Annotated in this window: 13 protein-coding genes; all 13 read right to left on the bottom strand. The window is 45.5% G+C overall.

From position 1 onward, the window contains the following. Positions 1 to 2: 2 nt before the first annotated feature. Positions 3 to 1,565, bottom strand: a complete 1,563-nt coding sequence (locus DLE54_RS05875) for a DUF3482 domain-containing protein (protein ID WP_110817329.1) — start codon at positions 1,563 to 1,565, stop codon at positions 3 to 5. A gap of 116 nt (positions 1,566 to 1,681) precedes the next feature. Then, positions 1,682 to 2,629: a sterol desaturase family protein gene (locus DLE54_RS05870; RefSeq protein ID WP_197708916.1), complete on the bottom strand. Its 948-nt coding sequence runs from the start codon at positions 2,627 to 2,629 to the stop codon at positions 1,682 to 1,684. Positions 2,630 to 2,782: 153 nt separating this feature from the next. After that, a complete protein-coding gene (locus DLE54_RS05865; RefSeq protein WP_110816567.1) occupies positions 2,783 to 4,123 on the bottom strand; it encodes a DUF2868 domain-containing protein in 1,341 nt (446 codons plus the stop codon). A 121-nt stretch (positions 4,124 to 4,244) separates the two neighbouring features. Then, entirely contained in the window at positions 4,245 to 4,835 is a 591-nt protein-coding gene (locus DLE54_RS05860; RefSeq protein WP_011960458.1) for a GNAT family N-acetyltransferase, read from the bottom strand. Positions 4,836 to 4,896: 61 nt separating this feature from the next. Next, the gene (locus DLE54_RS05855) at positions 4,897 to 6,750 is read right to left on the bottom strand and encodes an ABC transporter ATP-binding protein (RefSeq protein ID WP_110816566.1); all 1,854 of its coding nucleotides are present in this window, start codon (positions 6,748 to 6,750) and stop codon (positions 4,897 to 4,899) included. A 215-nt stretch (positions 6,751 to 6,965) separates the two neighbouring features. Then, the gene (prpF, locus tag DLE54_RS05850) at positions 6,966 to 8,219 is read right to left on the bottom strand and encodes a 2-methylaconitate cis-trans isomerase PrpF (protein WP_110816565.1); all 1,254 of its coding nucleotides are present in this window, start codon (positions 8,217 to 8,219) and stop codon (positions 6,966 to 6,968) included. Between the two features lie 115 nt (positions 8,220 to 8,334). After that, positions 8,335 to 10,986: a Fe/S-dependent 2-methylisocitrate dehydratase AcnD gene (gene acnD, locus DLE54_RS05845; RefSeq protein WP_110817327.1), complete on the bottom strand. Its 2,652-nt coding sequence runs from the start codon at positions 10,984 to 10,986 to the stop codon at positions 8,335 to 8,337. A 262-nt stretch (positions 10,987 to 11,248) separates the two neighbouring features. Further along, positions 11,249 to 12,379, bottom strand: coding sequence for a 2-methylcitrate synthase (gene prpC / locus DLE54_RS05840; RefSeq protein WP_110816563.1), 1,131 nt, complete (start codon positions 12,377 to 12,379; stop codon positions 11,249 to 11,251). A gap of 197 nt (positions 12,380 to 12,576) precedes the next feature. Continuing rightward, complete coding sequence (gene prpB / locus DLE54_RS05835) at positions 12,577 to 13,470, bottom strand: methylisocitrate lyase (protein ID WP_011960453.1); 894 nt, start codon at positions 13,468 to 13,470, stop codon at positions 12,577 to 12,579. A 294-nt stretch (positions 13,471 to 13,764) separates the two neighbouring features. Further along, positions 13,765 to 14,727, bottom strand: a complete 963-nt coding sequence (locus tag DLE54_RS05830; RefSeq protein ID WP_110816562.1) for a LysR family transcriptional regulator — start codon at positions 14,725 to 14,727, stop codon at positions 13,765 to 13,767. Positions 14,728 to 14,774: 47 nt separating this feature from the next. Next, positions 14,775 to 15,470, bottom strand: coding sequence for a hypothetical protein (locus DLE54_RS05825; RefSeq protein WP_110816561.1), 696 nt, complete (start codon positions 15,468 to 15,470; stop codon positions 14,775 to 14,777). A gap of 243 nt (positions 15,471 to 15,713) precedes the next feature. Beyond that, entirely contained in the window at positions 15,714 to 16,973 is a 1,260-nt protein-coding gene (locus DLE54_RS05820) for an NRAMP family divalent metal transporter (RefSeq protein WP_110816560.1), read from the bottom strand. A gap of 110 nt (positions 16,974 to 17,083) precedes the next feature. Continuing rightward, positions 17,084 to 18,349, bottom strand: coding sequence for an NRAMP family divalent metal transporter (locus DLE54_RS05815; protein ID WP_110816559.1), 1,266 nt, complete (start codon positions 18,347 to 18,349; stop codon positions 17,084 to 17,086). Positions 18,350 to 18,575 lie beyond the last annotated feature (226 nt).

Below are 18,575 nucleotides of genomic sequence, written 5' to 3'. Positions count from 1 at the left end.
GCTTATTCTTTATCTTCCAGGCGAGAGCGCTTGAGCTTAGAGGATAATGACCAAGCAGCATCTGCTCTAAGCTCAGCGGCCAAGTCGCTTTTGCCACTCGATAGGCTGCTCCACTGAGGTTTGCCACGTGCTTTTTTAAGCTCGCTTGGTAGCTTATTGGGATTCCAAGGTGGCGTATTGGCCTCTTGTAACTCAGTGATGGGCGTGTCGGCATTGGCGGCATGACCACGGTGGCGCAGCGAGGCCAATAGATCCAGTGAGCGAGTGGCCAGTAAGGTTAAGGTGGCTGGATCAATATACAGACGTTTTACGCCATTAATCTTATCGGCGATACTGCCAGTATTAGACAATATCCCGCCTGCTAATCCGCCAATGGCCGCACCTAGTCCAAAGGTAGTGCCTAAAGCAGCTGCATCTATACCCAGACCAAGTAAGGCGCCTGCAGCTGCTCCTGAGGTGGTGCGTAGACCATAACTTTTGAGCAGCTCAGGGTCAAAGGGGTCTTGCTGATATTCGCTTAGCTCAAGTGGGGTGACCACAGCACTGTTATCATAAAACTTATATAAATTAAGTAATTTGCCTTGCATGGCCCGCTCTGTTTGACGGACTGCCTCTTGCATCTCATTGAGTACAGGTAGCGGATCATCGTCCTCATCAATCTCGCGCACATAAGCGGCCACATCCAATAAGAAGTGGGCGATAATGATGCCTGCCTGCTCGTATAGCTGTATCCAGTCTTCACGGCGACGGGTAATTAGCTGATTTAAGGTCTCCGGATGGGTCAGCATGGTGGCCAAATTCTGCCAAAGCCTCATCTCATCTTCAAACTCAAAGGCCACGGAGTCGAAGCGAGTTGAGATGTGCAGATTACGCCTTGCCAGCATCGTCTGCCACTCAGTGATATTGGTTTCTTGGCTATCAGTAAAGTTAAACACAGGCATAACCGGAATAGCGGACCAGGACAAAATCGCCAACTCATCTTTGTATTTGCCTAGCACCGGCTCTCTGGCATCAATCACATAGATGGCCATGTCACTGGCCAATAACTGGCGTATTACCTTCGCCTCTTGGGAGTAATCATTTAAAGCAGCGACCGCCTCACCGCCTTGAGCACTATCACTGGCCAAAAACTGCTGTAGGCGCTCAATGCCATCACGGCGACTGGCTGTATGATCTTCAAGCCAGTCCATCAAACCTGAAGCATCCTCTAACCCTGGTGTATCAAACAAGGCCACTAGCGGCTCATCAGTCTGGCTGTCACTGATTATGGCTCGCTCCACGTGACGGGTAGTGGCTGCTTCGTTTTTTACTTCTCCAAAGTACATATCCCGCAATAAGGTACGTAAAATTGAGGTCTTTCCGGTATTGGTATGTCCCACTACCGCAAGCTTTAGGGCCTCTCCTGTGGCTAAGGTCGCCTTTTTTGACTGTGAGCTGGCATGGGGGTCCGTCAATACGGCATCACCATGCAAGTCATCACTGGTATTTTGCGTATCTTTGAGCAAGTCTACATTCGATTTAGCCGGCGCTATCGAATTTTTTTGCTGTGGGGTATCATCTTGCATGGTCATAAAGGACTCAAATATTGATCAAATTAATAGTATAAATCACAGTAAACATCAAAGCGAAAAATACGGTTACTAAGTTAACGTTTACCAAGTTAGCAGTGTCTCTTGTTTTGTTATTTTATCTCACTGGGGGGATGAATAAAGGCCTTTAGTTTTTGTTTTAGCCCTTGAGCGCTTAAGGCTTTGTGCCACATGCGACCAAAAAAAGAAAATATCAGCCCAAAGAGGTTGTCATTGCTTTTCTCACCATAAGCGCCAAATCGTACAGGATTATTGAGGGGGTCTTCTTCAACATAAGTACCAAATAAGCGGTCAAAAATAATCAGTACGCCGCCATAGTTTTTATCGATATAAGCGGCATTGGTGCCATGATGGGCTCTATGGTTAGAGGGGGTATCAAAGACATATTCCACCCATTTAGGGAGCTTGCCGACAGTTTCGGTATGAATGAAGAATTGATAAATTAAATCAAGCGCGTAGAAGAAGAACACCCAGACCGGATGCACACCTAGCAGCATCAGCGGGGTAAAAAACAGCCACCAACCGGTAACCGAATACAGTAAGCTTTGGCGCATGGCAGTCGATAAATTCATACGATCATCAGTGTGATGCACTATGTGTGCCGACCAAAACCAGCTGATCCGGTGCGAGGCGCGGTGGAACCAGTAATAACAAAACTCAACGGCAATAAAGATAGGCAGGGCACTAAGCCAAGTGACATCAATGGTAAATAATCGAAACTGATACAACCACAAGCAAATTGGCAGCACTATCAACGCCTGAATAATCAGCTCAAAAGTGATGTAGGTGCCGCCTAAGCTAAAGTTAGTCAGGGCTCTTTTGGCTGAAAATTGTTCAGCTTGCCCGCGGCGGCTTTGATAAAACCACTCAAGTAGAAATATCAAAACAAAGGGCCCACCCATTAAAGGCAATAACCACTCCTGCCAGTGTTGGGGCAATATACTCACCAAAGTAGGGTGTATGGCTTCAGGAGCGATAGTTAAAACACCATCATTTAATGTGTCTTTTAGAGCATTTAACTGCTCCGTGATTCCATTCATAGTTACCTCACTACCTTGTTAAATATGACGTCGCTGTTAAAGATAACGGCGTTAAGCACAAGTATCTCTCTGAGTTTAGCAGTTATCAGGGAGGCAACCCATTAAAAAGTTTTTACTATCAAGTAATTTTTCTAAATTAAGTATAAATAATGGCTATGAGACCAGACCAATATTGCGCTCAGCCAGTGCCGCCTGCCACTGTTGTCTGCGCACGCTGTCTTGCTTCTCCATACTAGAGGTGTCCTCTAGCAGCTGTACAATAACCCCTTGTTTGGCATGAGTGACAATCTTATCTAACTTACGCATGGTGCCACGATCAGGCAAGGCTTTGGCATGAATACCCACCAAAACTTGAACCTCATGCTGCTCAAGATACTGCAGGATTTTATCCATATCCTCCCTATCATCTAGCACCCCAAATTCAACAGGTGCAGGATGAATAAAGGCCTGGCCTGCGGTATGATACCAATGAGGATCACTGTGTTTATACTCAAGCAATACCACCAGTTTATTGCCCGTACTTATTTTTGCGACAGGGGCGACAGCCTGTATTTTTTCGACAAAGTCATCTGCATCCACCACTTTTCTTTGCCAAAAATTGAGGATTTTTTGATAGTAAGGTAGATTTAAGTCAATCTTCATTTTTTGGCGATTAAACATCAGCGCGCACAATGCCCAAGCGATGGCCCTTGGGACAATGCCATACATGAGCAAGCTGCCAATAAGCAAGCTCGCCCATTGCCGGGCAATAGATAAGGGCATTGCCTCTGTGGCCAGACGACTTTGGATAATCGCCTCAGTATCAGGAACGTGAAAACCCACCAAACTTGGTAGCCACCCAAGCCAATGTGTCAAGCTCATTAACGCTTGATCAGAGAGTAGGGTAGACTCCCAGCTAAAGCTGTATTGACGCACAATTAACAAAAAGATGATAGCAAACAGCATACCGGTTAAAGTGGCCAGCCACAGCTGATGGCTAAACTTACTCAGATACCAGCGCATGCCAGTGTGGTGCAATTGCTCGTCATATAGCTCTACCGCCGCTTGGGTCACATCATCTTTGCCGCGAATTAAAGCCTTGGGGCTGATAAAGCTGGTAATCAGGCTGGGTGATTGACTGCCGCGATTAATGACCGTGAAGATCAGCCACCCAAGCAGCATCACAGTATGAAAACCAAGCAAACACACCAGTACATAAAAGAAGTTGACCACATTGGCCTGTAGCAGCGCAAACAACCCCAAAAATCCTGAGATGCACCACAGCACACTCATGATTAGGATAATGCCTTTAATACGGCCATCGATTTTATTTAACGTACCAGCCAAGGCGCCATTGCTATCAATGCGTTCAGCACGGCGACGTATTTTTTGAAGGGGTGTGGCAGCCTCATCCTGCAAGCGCTCTGTGATCAGCAGCGGATCGGTGGAGAACACATGATTTTTCGACTCAAGCTTACGTACCAGCTCAGTCAATTGGTCTTGTTTGGATAACATGATATTCCTTGTCGATGGCAGCCGATCACGCTACGCGATACCAAATAAATCAAATAAAAAGTGATTAAGGGCGTCATTGCCCAGCAAAAGAGGCACACATAGCAAACCGGCCCGCCATCCTTTAGATTAACAGATACAACACCCCTATAATGGCCACCGCGATAATAAACAGTACTAAATTCATCAGCACACTTTTGGCGCTGACGCCTTCTGCAATGGCAGGAACAGAAGCCGCTTTGATTTTGCGCTTATTTTGCTGTAGCACCATATCAATATGACTTAAGCCATCTTCTTCATACGGCTCACCAATGGCCTCGAAACCTAAAGATTGATAAAACTCGGTCAAATAAGTTTGTGCCGCTATTCTAATTGGTTTTTTGCCATACTTGCTACGGCAATACTTAATGGCATGCATCATGATATCGCGCGCCAGCCCATTGCGGCGGTACTCAGGTAGCACCAACACTCTACCGATGCGGGGATTTGGATTGGAGGCCACACCACCGACATTGGGCGGAATAATACGGCAATAACCGACCAAGGTTTTGTCCATATGAGCCACCAAGTGTAGGCATTCAAAGTCAATGTCATCAACATCTTGATAAGGACAGTGCTGCTCGACTACAAATACCTGAGAGCGGGCTTGTAAAATGTAATACACATCGACGGCAGTGAGCTCATCGAAGTTTTTTATAGTGAATTTAACGGTCATTGAAAAACATCTTATCGGTTATTTATCAGCCAAAAATTATAAACTAAAAAGCCGCTATAAATTAGACATCGCTTTTGAGAGTGTGGCTTATTTTATCTAAATTTAAGCTGTCTGACATGGCGTTAAAGATATCATAATACGCGCCATGCTGGGCATACAGCTCTTCATGGGTACCGGTTTCGACCACGCGGCCATTATCAATCACAATCAAATCATCAGCATCGATAATTTGGGAAATATTGTGTGAGACAATAATTACCGTACGGTCTTTTTTGATTAAGTCCAAGCTGTGTTTGATCTGCTGGGTCGCAATGGCATCAAGGCTTGCTGTAGGCTCATCTAAGAACACAATAGGCGGGTTCTTTAGGAACATTCGTGCCAGCGCAATCCGCTGCTGCTGTCCTCCTGAAAGCATTTTTGCTTCGCTATCATAGCCCTCAGGCATCCCCATAATCTGCTCATGAATAGACGCCTGCTTGGCCGCCTCCATAATCTCATCATCGGTGGCCTGCATATTACCATAACGAATATTATCAGCAATGGTACCCGAAAAAATATGGTTCTTTTGCAGTACCAATCCAATTTGTTCGCGCAAATTATGCGTATTGTAGTTATCTAGGCTTTGACCATCTAGACAAATAGTACCGCTGCTGGGGTCATAAAACTTCACCAGTAGATTAATAATGGTGCTTTTACCAGCGCCACTTAAGCCGACCAATGCGGTGATGCGATTGGGATGAATCTCAAAGCTGACATCTTTTAACGCCTGCTTGCCATTAGGATAGGAGAAATTGACATCTTTAAGCTCAATATGGCCTTTTAAATCCGTACACTCAATTTCACCAGCACGTTCAATGGCGTCATCATCATCTAAAATATCAAAGAAGCCTTCAGCGTAGGTTAGGGCGTTGTTGATTTGGTCATAAATACGGTGTAATTCGCGAATAGGTGCAGCGACGTTTTGAAACAGCAAAATATGAAACATAATCGCACCAATGGTCATCTGGCCATTAAGCACAAAATATGAAGTCAAGACGATAATAACCACCACCCCGATTTGCTCGATAAAGCTCTTGCCGGCATTATACATAAACGCAATACTGCGGATGCGTAGCTGATTGGTGGTCATGTCTTTTTGAATTTCCCAGTGCTTATCCGACTCAATCGGCTCACGCACAAAGGACTTAATCACGGTGATAGAGTCAATAATTGAGATCACCAGGCCGCTTTTGGTCTCTCGATATTGGCGCATTTGCTTACGAAACCCTTGTAAGCGGTTGGCCTGCTGTTGACTAACAAAGAAATAAATCGGCACAATAATTAGGCCGACCATGCCCACCCAAAAGTTGGCATTAAACATAATCACCAAGGACACAATGGCACTGGCGAATAGAGGCAGCATGTCGATAAAGAAGTTTTGTACCAGCTGCGTCAAACTGCTAACGCCCAAGTCAATACGGGTCTGCAGCTTACCGCTGGCATTCTCATCACTGGTATAAAACGACATTTTGTAGGACAAAATACGATCGACGACTTTTTGTGATAAATCGCGCGATAAGTTAATACGAATACGCTCACCAAAATAGCGCTGACCGAAGGTGATAAAAACGTTGAGCACCTCTTTAGCCAATAAAATACTACTAATTAAGGTTAATAGCTTCAGGCCTTTAATCCACGGGTCAGGTAAACCCACGATACCCGTTAAAGTATCAATGGTGTACTGCAGCACGAATGCGTTAACCTGAGCGGTAAACGACCCCAATACCGTCAAAATTAAGGTTAGGATAAACAGGCCACGATAAGGGCGAGCAAACTCACCCAGTCGTTTTAATATCGACCACAGCAATGCCCCCCGTTCGGTTTTTTTGGTGGGCGGTTTGATATCTAGGGGGACACGTTTTGGAGGTGAGGCCATATTATCTCTAGCTCATTAATTATAAATAAGATTAAATATAAAGCGGATGATTATGAAGTTTACCATTCGCGCTCTTGGCTTGGGTAATTATACCTTCATAATCATAAACGCTTACTATGGCGCCATTGTAATATTTTTGAAAGCAAAGCCCTATGGTGACTCTTTATATCCGCTCACCAAGGTCATTATAGAGGCCAATTGTCATCCCAAAAACTCTAAAAGCAGTCACCAGGCACAAACACTTGCCCGACCATAATTCGGCGAGCAGAACGGCTCATAGACACTTTTTTGGCTTGCCAGCGGCCATCTACCAGCTCAGTTTTACCGCCCACAAGCAGTGTACCAGAGGGATGACCAAAGCGTACTTCAGACAGCTGTGTTGCTGAGCCATTGCCAGCTGATTGGTTAACCAATGTACCTTGCGTGGTGGCAGCAGCGGCAATGGCCACCGCCGCTGTACCCATCATCGCATGGTGCAGCTGTCCCATACTCATGGCACGTACCACCAAGTCAATGTCGTCTTTATCGACCACCTTACCACTTGAGGCAGTGTAAGACTGAGCAGGTGCCACCCAAGCAATCTTAGGGATATGCTGGCTTTTTTGTGCGTCACTTACATCCTGAAATAAGCCCATAGCCACACCGCCTTTGGCGCGGATAGTCTCAAGCTTATCAAGCAGCTCTTGATTGCCATTAATATCAGACTGAAGCTCAGTGCCATTAAAGCCTAAGTCCTCAGCTTTCATAAATATGGTGGGGATGCCGGCATTGATAAAGGTGGCTTGAACACAGTCTTTATCCAGTCCGCACCCGGAGACATCAAAGTCGTCAACCAGATGGCCTGTTGGGAACATAGCGCTTGACGCGTCAACCGGATCAATAAATTCAATTTTTACCTCTGCGGCAGGGAAGGTAACCCCATCTAATTCAAAATCGCCGGTTTCTTGTACCTGCACTTGTCCTTGCTCATCAGTGTAGACCGGCACATGGGCAATGATAGTTTTGCTAATATTCTGCTGCCAAATACGCACTTCACAAATACCGCTCTTGGCACTAGCAGCTACTTTATCAGCATTGACCAGACCCATATTGATGGCACAAGCACCCACTGCAGCGGTTAAATTACCACAATTACCCCCCCAATCAATCATGGGCTTGGCAATATTCACTTGCCCAAACAGGTAATTCACATCGTGGCTATCTTTTTCAGACTTGGCTTGATCAGGTTTAGAGAGAATAACCGTCTTTGAGGTACTAGATGACCCATTACCCAAGCCATCGATTTGCTTGCCATAAGGATCGGGGCTACCAATGACGCGCATTAAAAAGTTATCGCGATCCTCGCCAGGTTGTTGGCAACGCTCAGGCAAATCACTTAATTTAAAAAACGTGCCTTTGGAGGTGCCGCCACGCATATAGGTGGCAGGTACTGAAATTTGGGGGGCAAAGGGTGTATTAGATTGGGTCATGACAAATCCTTATGAGGGGGGTATTATTTTTTATTAAAAAAGCGCACAAGCACAATAAAAGGTGGCTTATGCGCTTAATTAAGACGCGATTTATCAGCGAATTAGCTTCAATAAACTAAGCCACATTGCCTGCCAAGAACTCTTTAGCAAAGCGCTGTAACATACCACCTGATTGATACATTTTAACTTCATCAGCGGTATCTAGACGACACTTAACTGGCGCTTTATCTACGCTACCATCTTTGCGGTGAATCACGAGTGTCATTGTGCCACCTGCAGACACTTCACCTTCGATATCAAACACTTCTGTACCGTCGATGTTTAGGGTTTTGCGGGTCGTGCCAGCTTCAAACTGAACCGGTAGCGCACCCATACCCACTAAGTTTTGACGGTGAATACGCTCAAAGTCTTCAGCGACCACACACTCAACCCCAGCTAAACGAACCCCTTTAGCAGCCCAGTCACGGCTAGAGCCTTGACCATAGCCATCACCTGCAATGATGATGAGCGGCTGATTGCGTTTCATGTACGTTTCAATGGCTTCCCACATGCGCATGGTTTCGCCTTCTGGCTCAACACGGGCCAGAGAGCCTTGAATGACTTGGCCGTTTTCGTCACGAACCATTTCGTTTAACAGTTTTGGATTGGCAAAAGTTGCACGCTGAGCGGTTAAATGATCACCACGGTGAGTGGCATAGGAGTTGTAGTCCTCAGCAGGCAAGCCCATGGTGTCCAAATACTCGCCAGCAGCACTATCTGGCATAATGGCATTAGAGGGTGATAAGTGGTCAGTTGTGATGTTATCTCCTAATACTGCCAGTGGTCGCATACCTTTTAACTGGTTGGCCTCAGCCATATTACCCTCCCAGTAAGGCGGACGGCGAATATAGGTGCTCATCTCTCGCCAGTTGTATTGAGGGTCAGTGACAGCATCGTGACGCTCAGCATCTACTTTTCCTTCATCGAACATGGGGATATACACCTTGCTGTATTGCTCAGGCTTCACCGCAGAGGCCACAATGGCATCAACTTCCGCATCATCAAACCAGATGTCTTTTAGATAGACATCATTGCCATCTTGATCTTGACCCAGTGGGTCTTTTTCGATATCAAAGCGAATAGAACCTGCAATTGCATAGGCGACAACCAGAGGCGGCGAGGCTAAGAATGCTTGCTTGGCGTAGGGGTGAATACGGCCATCGAAGTTACGGTTACCTGAGAGCACTGCTGTGGCAAATAAGTCGCGGTCGATGATTTCTTGCTGAATTTCAGGTTCAAGCGCACCGCTCATACCATTACAAGTCGTACAAGCAAAGGCCACCACATCAAAACCAAGGGCTTGCAAATCAGGCAATAAGTCGGCTTCTTCTAAATACAGTTTTACCGCTTTTGAGCCCGGTGCTAACGATGATTTGACCCAAGGTTTACGCACCAGACCTTTTTTGAGGGCATTACGGGCCACAATCCCCGCAGCAACCATATTGCGTGGGTTTGAGGTATTGGTGCAGCTGGTGATGGCGGCGATAATCACAGCGCCATCAGGCATTGAGCCATCTGCGGGTGCGGTGGGGTCATAGTGCTCTTGAGCGATGCCTTTGTTAACTAAATCTGTGGTAGATACACGAGCATGCGGCTTAGAGGGGCCTGCGATATTACGCACCACTTTTGATAAATCAAATCTTAATACACGCTCGTATTTGGCTTGTTGCATGCCATCTGCCCAAAGCCCCGTGTGCTTAGCATAGGCCTCAACGACGTTAATTTGCTTTTCTGTACGGCCGGTCAAACGTAGATAATCAATGGTTTGCTCATCAATATAGAACATAACAGCGGTTGCGCCATATTCAGGTGTCATGTTTGATATTGAAGCACGATCGCCTACAGATAAGCTACGAGCCCCGTCCCCAAAGCATTCGACATAGGCGGAGACCACACCTTCATCACGCAAAAATTCAGTCATAGCCAGTACCAAATCTGTACCGGTAATGCCAGGTTGTAATTTGCCGGTTAATTCTAGACCGATGATATCAGGCAGGCGCATATATGAGGGATTGCCCAGCATCACGCTTTCAGCTTCTAGCCCGCCCACACCAATGGAGATAACGCCTAAGGCATCGACCATGGGCGTGTGGCTGTCAGTACCGACCAAGGTATCTGGATAGGCCACAGGTGTGCCGTCGTTTTTATCGGTAATGACCTGGACCACAGGTGACATTTTCTCAAGGTTAATTTGGTGCATGATGCCATTGCCAGGCGGCACCACGTTAACGTTATCAAAGGCATATTCACACCAGTTGATAAAATGGAAACGGTCCTCATTGCGGCGCTCTTCAATGGCCCGGTTTTTCTCAAAAGCATTCTCTTCATAGCCGGCGTGTTCAACCGCCAATGAGTGATCGACAATCAATTGGGTCGGCACAATGGGGTTAACTTTCGCCGGGTCACCGCCTTCAGCAGCGATGGCATCACGAAGGCCAGCTAAGTCGACAAAGGCGGTTTGGCCCAAGATGTCATGACACACCACACGCGCCGGATACCAAGGAAAATCAATGTCTTGTTTGCGGTAGATATGCTGTGATAGCGCCTCGGTCAAATCTTCTGGTGGGCAGCGGCGTACTAAGTTTTCACAAAGAACTTTTGAGCTAAAAGGCAGCTTGGCATAAGCGCCTGGTTCAATAGCATTAACTGCTTGTTCAACGTCAAAATAATACAGACCACTGTCCTCACCATTTGGCAAAGGTAGTGGTTTTTTAAATTCTGTATTCATTGGCTGGGGATGTTTGTGGGTCAGCTCTGGCTGGTTTGTTTCAATACTCTGATTTGACATGACTGGCTGTCCTTAAATTAAATTTAACACTTAGCAGTAAGTAGCCCTAATTGCTAAAATCGCTAAATTTTGAAATCAATAAAATATTAATGCGCTAACGGTCATTAAATGCAATCATCTAACAAAATAATCATCTAACAAATAAGGCCCTATCTTCAATAAAAAAGATAGAGCCCTAAACAATCTGACTCTACTTTATAAACTAACCGCGCTCAGCGATAGGCGTTACCTCACGTGGCGCTTCGCCCACATATTCGGCACTTGGACGGATAATACGGTTATCAGCGCGTTGCTCAAATACGTGTGCAGCCCAGCCGGTTAGGCGAGAGCAGACAAAGATTGGCGTGAATAGCTTGGTTGGAATACCCATAAAGTTATAGGTCGAGGCATGGAAGAAGTCTGCGTTACAGAACAGTTTTTTCTCACGCCACATCACCTCTTCACAGCGCACAGATACTGGGTATAACACCTCATCGCCGACATCGGCGGCTAGTTTTTCAGCCCACTGCTTGATGATGACGTTACGTGGATCTGATTCGCTATAAATGGCGTGACCAAAGCCCATAATCTTGTCTTTGTTATCTAGCATACGCAGCAAGCCAGCTTCTGCGTCTTCTGGCGATTCAAAGCCTTCGATTAGCTCCATCGCTGCTTCATTGGCACCGCCATGTAACGGACCACGTAACGAGCCGATGGCACCTGTGATACAAGAGAAGATATCTGACAGGGTGGAGGCACAGACACGCGCGGTAAAGGTCGAGGCGTTAAACTCATGCTCAGCGTACAAGATAAGCGACACATTCATCACACGCTCGTGTAGCTCACTTGGCTTGTCACCTTTTAATAATTGCAAAAAGTGACCACCAATGGTTTCGGCATCGGTCACGCAGTCAATCTTGACGCCTTCGTGGCTAAAGCGGTACCAGTAGTTAATAATCGCTGGGAAGGCTGATAGCATGCGGTTGGTTTTGTCCAGCTGCTCATCAAAGCTGTCTTCTGGCTCTAAGTTACCTAGCATCGAGCAGCCCGTACGCAGCACATCCATTGGGTGCGCATCTTGTGGAATACGCTCTAATACGTCTTTTAGAGGCTGCGGTAGATCACGCAATTGTTTTAGCGTGGCTTTGTAGTCATCAAGCTGGGCTTGGGTAGGCAAATTACCGTATAACAATAAATAGGCGACTTCTTCAAAGATGCAATTTTCGGCTAAGTCTTTGACATCATAACCACGGTAAGTTAAGCCCGAGCCTGATTTACCGACGGTTGATAATGCCGTTTTACCTGCTACTTGACCACGTAAGCCTGCGCCTGATAGTTGTTTACCTGCTGCCATAGTAAAAATCCTTTTTTTGTTTGGTGGCTGAAATAGTTTGTATGTTGCAGCGTCACTGTGTTGGTTTCCTTAGATGTACGATTTGTACAATCTGCAGTCAACCGCCTTGTGACGCTACAAACCTTCAAACTATTATTAAATTAAAATATTTGGTTTACTCGAAAATACCTTCTTAAAACTTTTCACATTTAAGATGTTTACTTCTTTTGAGCAAACAGCTCATCTAGCTTTTGTTCAAACTGGTGATAATTTAAGAAGTCATATAGCTCCATACGCGTCTGCATGGTATCGACCACAGCTTCTTGAGTACCATCATTTAATAGATGCTGATACACGTTTAGCGCCGCTTTGTTCATCGCACGAAAGGCCGATAGTGGGTATAACACCATATCGACGCCCACATTAAATAGCTGCTCTGTGGTGTATAAGTCAGTCTGGCCAAACTCAGTCATGTTGGCGAGTACCGGAATGTTTAATACATCGGTGAATTTACGATACATCTCGATATCGGTTAATGCTTCAGCGAAAATCATATCGGCGCCAGCTTCTTCAAAAGCCACGGCACGTTCAACAGCTGCTTCTAAGCCTTCGACCGATAGGGCATCAGTACGTGCCATCACCACAAAGTCTGGATCGACTTTGGCATCAAGCGCCGCTTTAAGACGGTCAACCATCTCGGCGGTTGACACGATTTCTTTGTTTGGACGGTGACCACAGCGCTTTTGCGCCACTTGGTCTTCGATATGCACTGCTGCAACACCTGCTTTTTCCATCTTTTTGATGGTTTGCGAGATATTAAATGCACCGCCCCAACCGGTATCGATATCGACCAATAGTGGTGTATCCACCGCATTGGTAATACGGCTGGCGTCCTCTAATACGTTATCAAGACTGGTCATACCCAAATCTGGTAGACCGTATGAGGCGTTTGCCACGCCAGCACCTGATAAGTAAATGGCTTTGTGACCAACTTGTTTGGCCATCATGGCGGTATAGGCGTTGATGGTACCGACAATTTGTAGCGGCTGGTTATTTGATTTTTGTGCTAAGAGGGCTTCGCGAAAGCGCTTGCCGGCAGAATAAGTGCTCATAATCAGTCCTTTGAATAGAAGGGGGAGGGATAACTTATTTTTATGCAGATTGTATTTTCAATAAGAATAGCCCTAAATTGGCCAATAAGGAAGAGGGGTATAAAGCGATATTAATTACAAATACTAAATATTAGATGTATTTTTACTAATACTATTCATAAAATGAGTATGGTTATTTGAATTTTGATGATTTATCTTAAGCCGTATTTAAAATATGCAAAATAGAGCAATCAAAAACCAGATGCTTTTTTACAAAAAATTACAATTTGTGTAGAAAATACAGCTGATAAAGAATTAGATCACTCGGCGATAGGTGATACCACGCTCTTCATAAATGGCATAAATCACCTCAAGTAAGGTAGTAAAGGCTGGGTGCGTGGGGGTAGTAAGGCTACAGATGTAAATCGGTGAGGTGGCATCTTCATGAATTAAGGTGCGGTAACTGATTTGCTCAGAGCGTACTGATTTTAGGCTATCAGGCACTAACGTTATGCCTTCACCGGCGGCTACCAAGCCTAATGCCAACTGAATGTCACTAACCGAGGTGGTGTGATGCGGTAAGGCTGAGCGCTTGGCAAAAAGATGCAGCAGCGGCTCGCTAATAAGACTAGGGTCTGTGTTTTGAGCCTCAGTTGTTGAAGCGCTGGCAAGTTGAGGGACAGGAAGATGGGTTTGGTGGTATAAGATAACTCGGCTATTTTGCAGCTGTGATAAGTGAATATCATGGCTGCCAGCCAGTTCATGAGTATTGGGAAGGGCGGCGACGTAGCGTTCATGACGTAGTAACAGCTGATAAATATGCTCATCGTTATGGGCAAATCGGCCAAAACCCACGTCAATCTCGCCGGCCTTGAGCGCACCGATCTGTTTGAAGGAACTGATGTCTTTTAAATGCACCTCCAAATTCGGCAAGCGCTGCTTTAACCTTGAAATAACCGTCGGTAATAAGCCATAAAGCACTGAGGGCACAAAGCCAATGTTTAGGGTATCTGGCGGATGCGCGATTTTTTGGGTCAGACTGATGGTGCTATCGAGCTCTTTTAAGATGATATCAATTTTTTCATAAAAAAATCTGCCCGCCTCAGTCAGCTGTAACGGACGATGATAGCGGTCAATGAGGATAACGCCCAGATCATCCTCTAACTGCTTGATTAAGCGGCTTAAAGTCGGCTGTGACAGCTGGGTTTGTGATACTGCCTCACTAAAGCTTTTTAAGCGTGCTACGCTATGAAAGGCGGTCAATCTTTTTAACTGCATCACTCACTCACCATACGTTAAAACACATAAATTGCACCAAATAGTGCTTACTTAAACACAATCTCGCGACCATCTTCTAATACCATAGCGCCATTGGTTATCTCAATTTCAATATTTTGTGGATTTTGAATGGCTTTCATCACATTGATGTCAGTTATGCTCACATCCGCCTCCATTTTCCGAGACTGTTTGGGCGACATGGGCGGATCAAATAGGGTAAAAGGAATGACCACCGGCTTGGGTTTTTTGAATGCCGGATAACGCAGCATTAAGGTACCTTTAAAGCTTTTTACAGCTGTTTGCCCTTCATTTGACAGCACAAAAGACAATTTAACATTATTCAAACTGTCGTTTTCACTGGTTTTGGCCGGCAGTAGGGTTATCGGATAGTTATCAGGCTGCACAGCTGTGGTTACTGGGCTTTTTTTACCTGTGGGATTATCCGGATGCAGTGCTTCGTACTTTCGCTGCTGCTCTAATGCCCGGCCAATGGTAATTCTAGGGACAGCGCCTTTTTCATAAGCGTCACTTAAACGCATCCGTAGCATATAACGGCTTAGAAGCTGGCGATCTTCTTCTGAAAGCTGCTCTAAGGTGTCACCCAATTTGTCTTGCCACTTCTCGGCATCGGTAGGAATGGTCTGCATCATTGGGTTTTGGGTGCGCGTATCACAGCCTGCCAAAGCAGTGAGGGTGGCCAGTACAACTGCGCTCACAAAAGGACGTACGGGAATTAAGGTCATGGCACTTACTCCAGTTATCTATCTAAGGGGCCAAAAGAAAATCACCAAAAAACGTGCCAAAAAAGGCGTATTGTCGCTATTAAGATAGCATACAACGAAACCTTTGGATTGTAATTACAATTCTAACCCTAATCCAACCCTGCGCTTAAGCCAGCTAAATATGAGGGGGTATAAAAGGGGGTATAAAAAAAGACCTTACGGCTATTGTAAGGTCTTTTAAAGAGGCTAAACAGAGAGGTTTTTTTAGATTAGGCCAAATAATTGCGCCATAAACAACAAAGCAATACCGCCTAAGAAGATCAAGCCGGCAATACTGTACAGCTTCATGCCAGCTGATAGGTGCTGCTGATCTTTGGCTAGTGAGTAATTTAACCAACCAAAAATTGGGGCTGAAACAAAAGCTGTAATCATAGCAAACTTTAGCATAGCGCCCAGCTGCCCAGTAAAGAAGGTGATAATAATATAGCCGCCCACAATACAGTAGGTGGTCCACAGGATGATTTGCTGTTGTGAAATATTGGCATCGTCTTTGATTAATCGTAAGCTTTCGGCATTGATACGGCCATAACCATCAGCACAGGTAATGGTGGTACCAAACATCACCATAAAGGCCACAAAGGCTACCAAGAAACGTGACCACTCACCAATGGTGGCCGTGTACATACTAATCAGCTGCCCCACATAAGCACCGCCTTGGGTCTGGATTTCAACGCCTGAGCCATACTGTACAAACACACCCAATGCCAAAAATACCAGTGCCAATAAAGAGGTGGCGATAAAACCGACATTAAAGTCAATTAAGCCCTGACGGTGCGTGGTGTGGTCCGATTTTACTTTGGCCGAAATCCACATAGAATTAATCGCTGAGAACTCAAGTGGTGCTGGCATCCAGCCCATTAAGGCCACAATAAAGCCCAAGGTGGCCAAATTCCAAGGTGAGGCGGCCACAAAATCTGGTGCCATAATGGTAGGCTTGCCTGCCGCAATAATCACCGCAGCTAACGTGGTCACAGTCAGCGCCACCATAATCCATTTGGTAAGCTTATCAAGCATCTTGTAGTGACCGAGAATCAAAAATAGCCAAGACACGCCCATGACGATAATCGACAAAACACCATTAGATAGCCCCCAGCTTTCAGGCAACATAAACCCTAGAATAACTGCCGCCAATAGCGCCACTGCACCGGTGCTAATGATCGAAGCTGCCAAAGATAAGATAAAAAATGCCCACAGATATAGGCGTGATTTTTTGGCATATCCGGCAACCAACGACTCTCCGGTTTCATAAACATAGTCGGTACCGAATTTAAAAAAGGGATATTTAAAAAAGTTGGCGAGGATAATCATAATCGCCAATTGCCAACCATATAACGCGCCAGCTTGTGTCGATGAGATAAGATGTGAGCCCCCAATGGCCGCTGAGGCCAGTAAGATACCGGGACCAAAAGCTTGCCAATTAATGCCTTTGTCTTTGGGCGAGGCGTGAGTCGAAGATGTGCTCATAGCAGGTTAACCTTAATTTGTGCTTATTTTAAAGGGCTTGGTTTATAAGATTACTCATAGGTGCAGTAGGTGTGTTTTTTAAATTTATTTAAGTTTTTACTAGCAAAGCGCTAGGCAAGAATCCCTGTCAGCTGTGCCATAAACAATAAAGCGATACCCGCTAAAAAGATAAGGCCTGAGATACTATAAAAGGTCATAAGCGGTGACAGTCGTTGCTGACTTTTAATCAATGAATAGTTGAGCCAGCCATACACAGGGGCTAACACAAAGGCTGAAATCATCGCAAACTTAAGCATGATATCAAGCTGACCTTTGAAAAAGGTGATAAGAACAAAGCCGCCTAAGGCTGAAAAGGTGGTCCACCAAAAAATCTGGGTTTGCGAGGCCTCGTTTGGATTGTTATTAATCAAACGCATCCCTTCAGCAATAGAGCGGCCATAACCATCGGCACAGGCAATGGTGGTGCCAAACATTACCATAAAGGCCACAAACGCCACCAATAACTTGGACCAATCGCCAATGGTGGCGGTGTACATATTCATTAATTGAGTAATGTAAGCGCCGCCTTGGGTTTGAATCTCGGTCCCTGTGCCATATTGTACAAAGACCCCAAGCGCTAAGAAAAACAGCGCCAAAATGGCACTTGAGATGTAGCCGGCATTGAAGTCAATTAAACCTTGGCGGTGGGTAGTGTGATCGGCTTTTACCTTTTCTTTGGTCCACATCGAGGTCATGGCCGCAAATTCAAGCGGTGCTGGCATCCAACCCATTAAGGCCACGATAAAGCCCAGCGAAGCCATATTCCAAGGCGAAGCGGCTATGAAATCTGGTGCCATAACCGTCGGCTTACCCGCTGCAATCATAACAGCAGCAATGGTTGAGACAATTAAAGCGGCCATAATCCACTTATTGAACTTATCGAGCAGCTTGTAGTGGCCCAACACCAAAAACAGCCAAGAGACGCCCATAACGATAAATGACAGTACCGTCATCGAGGGACTGATGCTTGAGGGCAACATAAAGCCCAAAATAACCGTGGTTAACAAGGCCACAGCACCCACGCTAATAAGCGCTGACGCTAACAAAAGCAAGGTATATAACCAAAGATATACCCGCGATTTTTTGGCGTAACCGGCAATTAGTGACTCCCCTGTGTCATACACATAGTCGGTGCTGAATTTAAAAAAGGGGTATTTAAAAAAGTTGGCGAGAATAATCATAATCGCCAATTGCCAGCCATATAACGCGCCAGCTTGTGTCGATGAAATAAGATGTGAGCCACCAACAGCGCCAGTAGCTAGCAAGATGCCAGGGCCGAAGATACGCCAGTTAAATTTATCCGAGTTTTGATCTAAATTAGGGGATGCTGCGCTCATAAATACCTCGAATGAGTCAGAAAGCTTAGATCAGCGCAACTGGCAGTGGTGGCAGTAATCATAAGCGCTAAGCTCAGCTTTCAAAAAACTCAATATACTATCACGTATAGTATTGCAACTAATTGAATATGGTTATGACCGACCACTCCTTTAGTTATAAAACCCACAGCAGAAGCAGAACGTATCATTAAAAATACACTTAAGTTAACCCTAAGTTTGCTGATAG

The sequence above is a fragment of the Psychrobacter sp. YP14 genome (assembly GCF_003209315.1).
Classification (GTDB): Bacteria; Pseudomonadota; Gammaproteobacteria; order Pseudomonadales; family Moraxellaceae; genus Psychrobacter; species Psychrobacter raelei.
The sequence above is the reverse complement of the archived record's forward strand: the minus strand, read 5'-3'. Positions and strand labels throughout refer to the sequence as shown.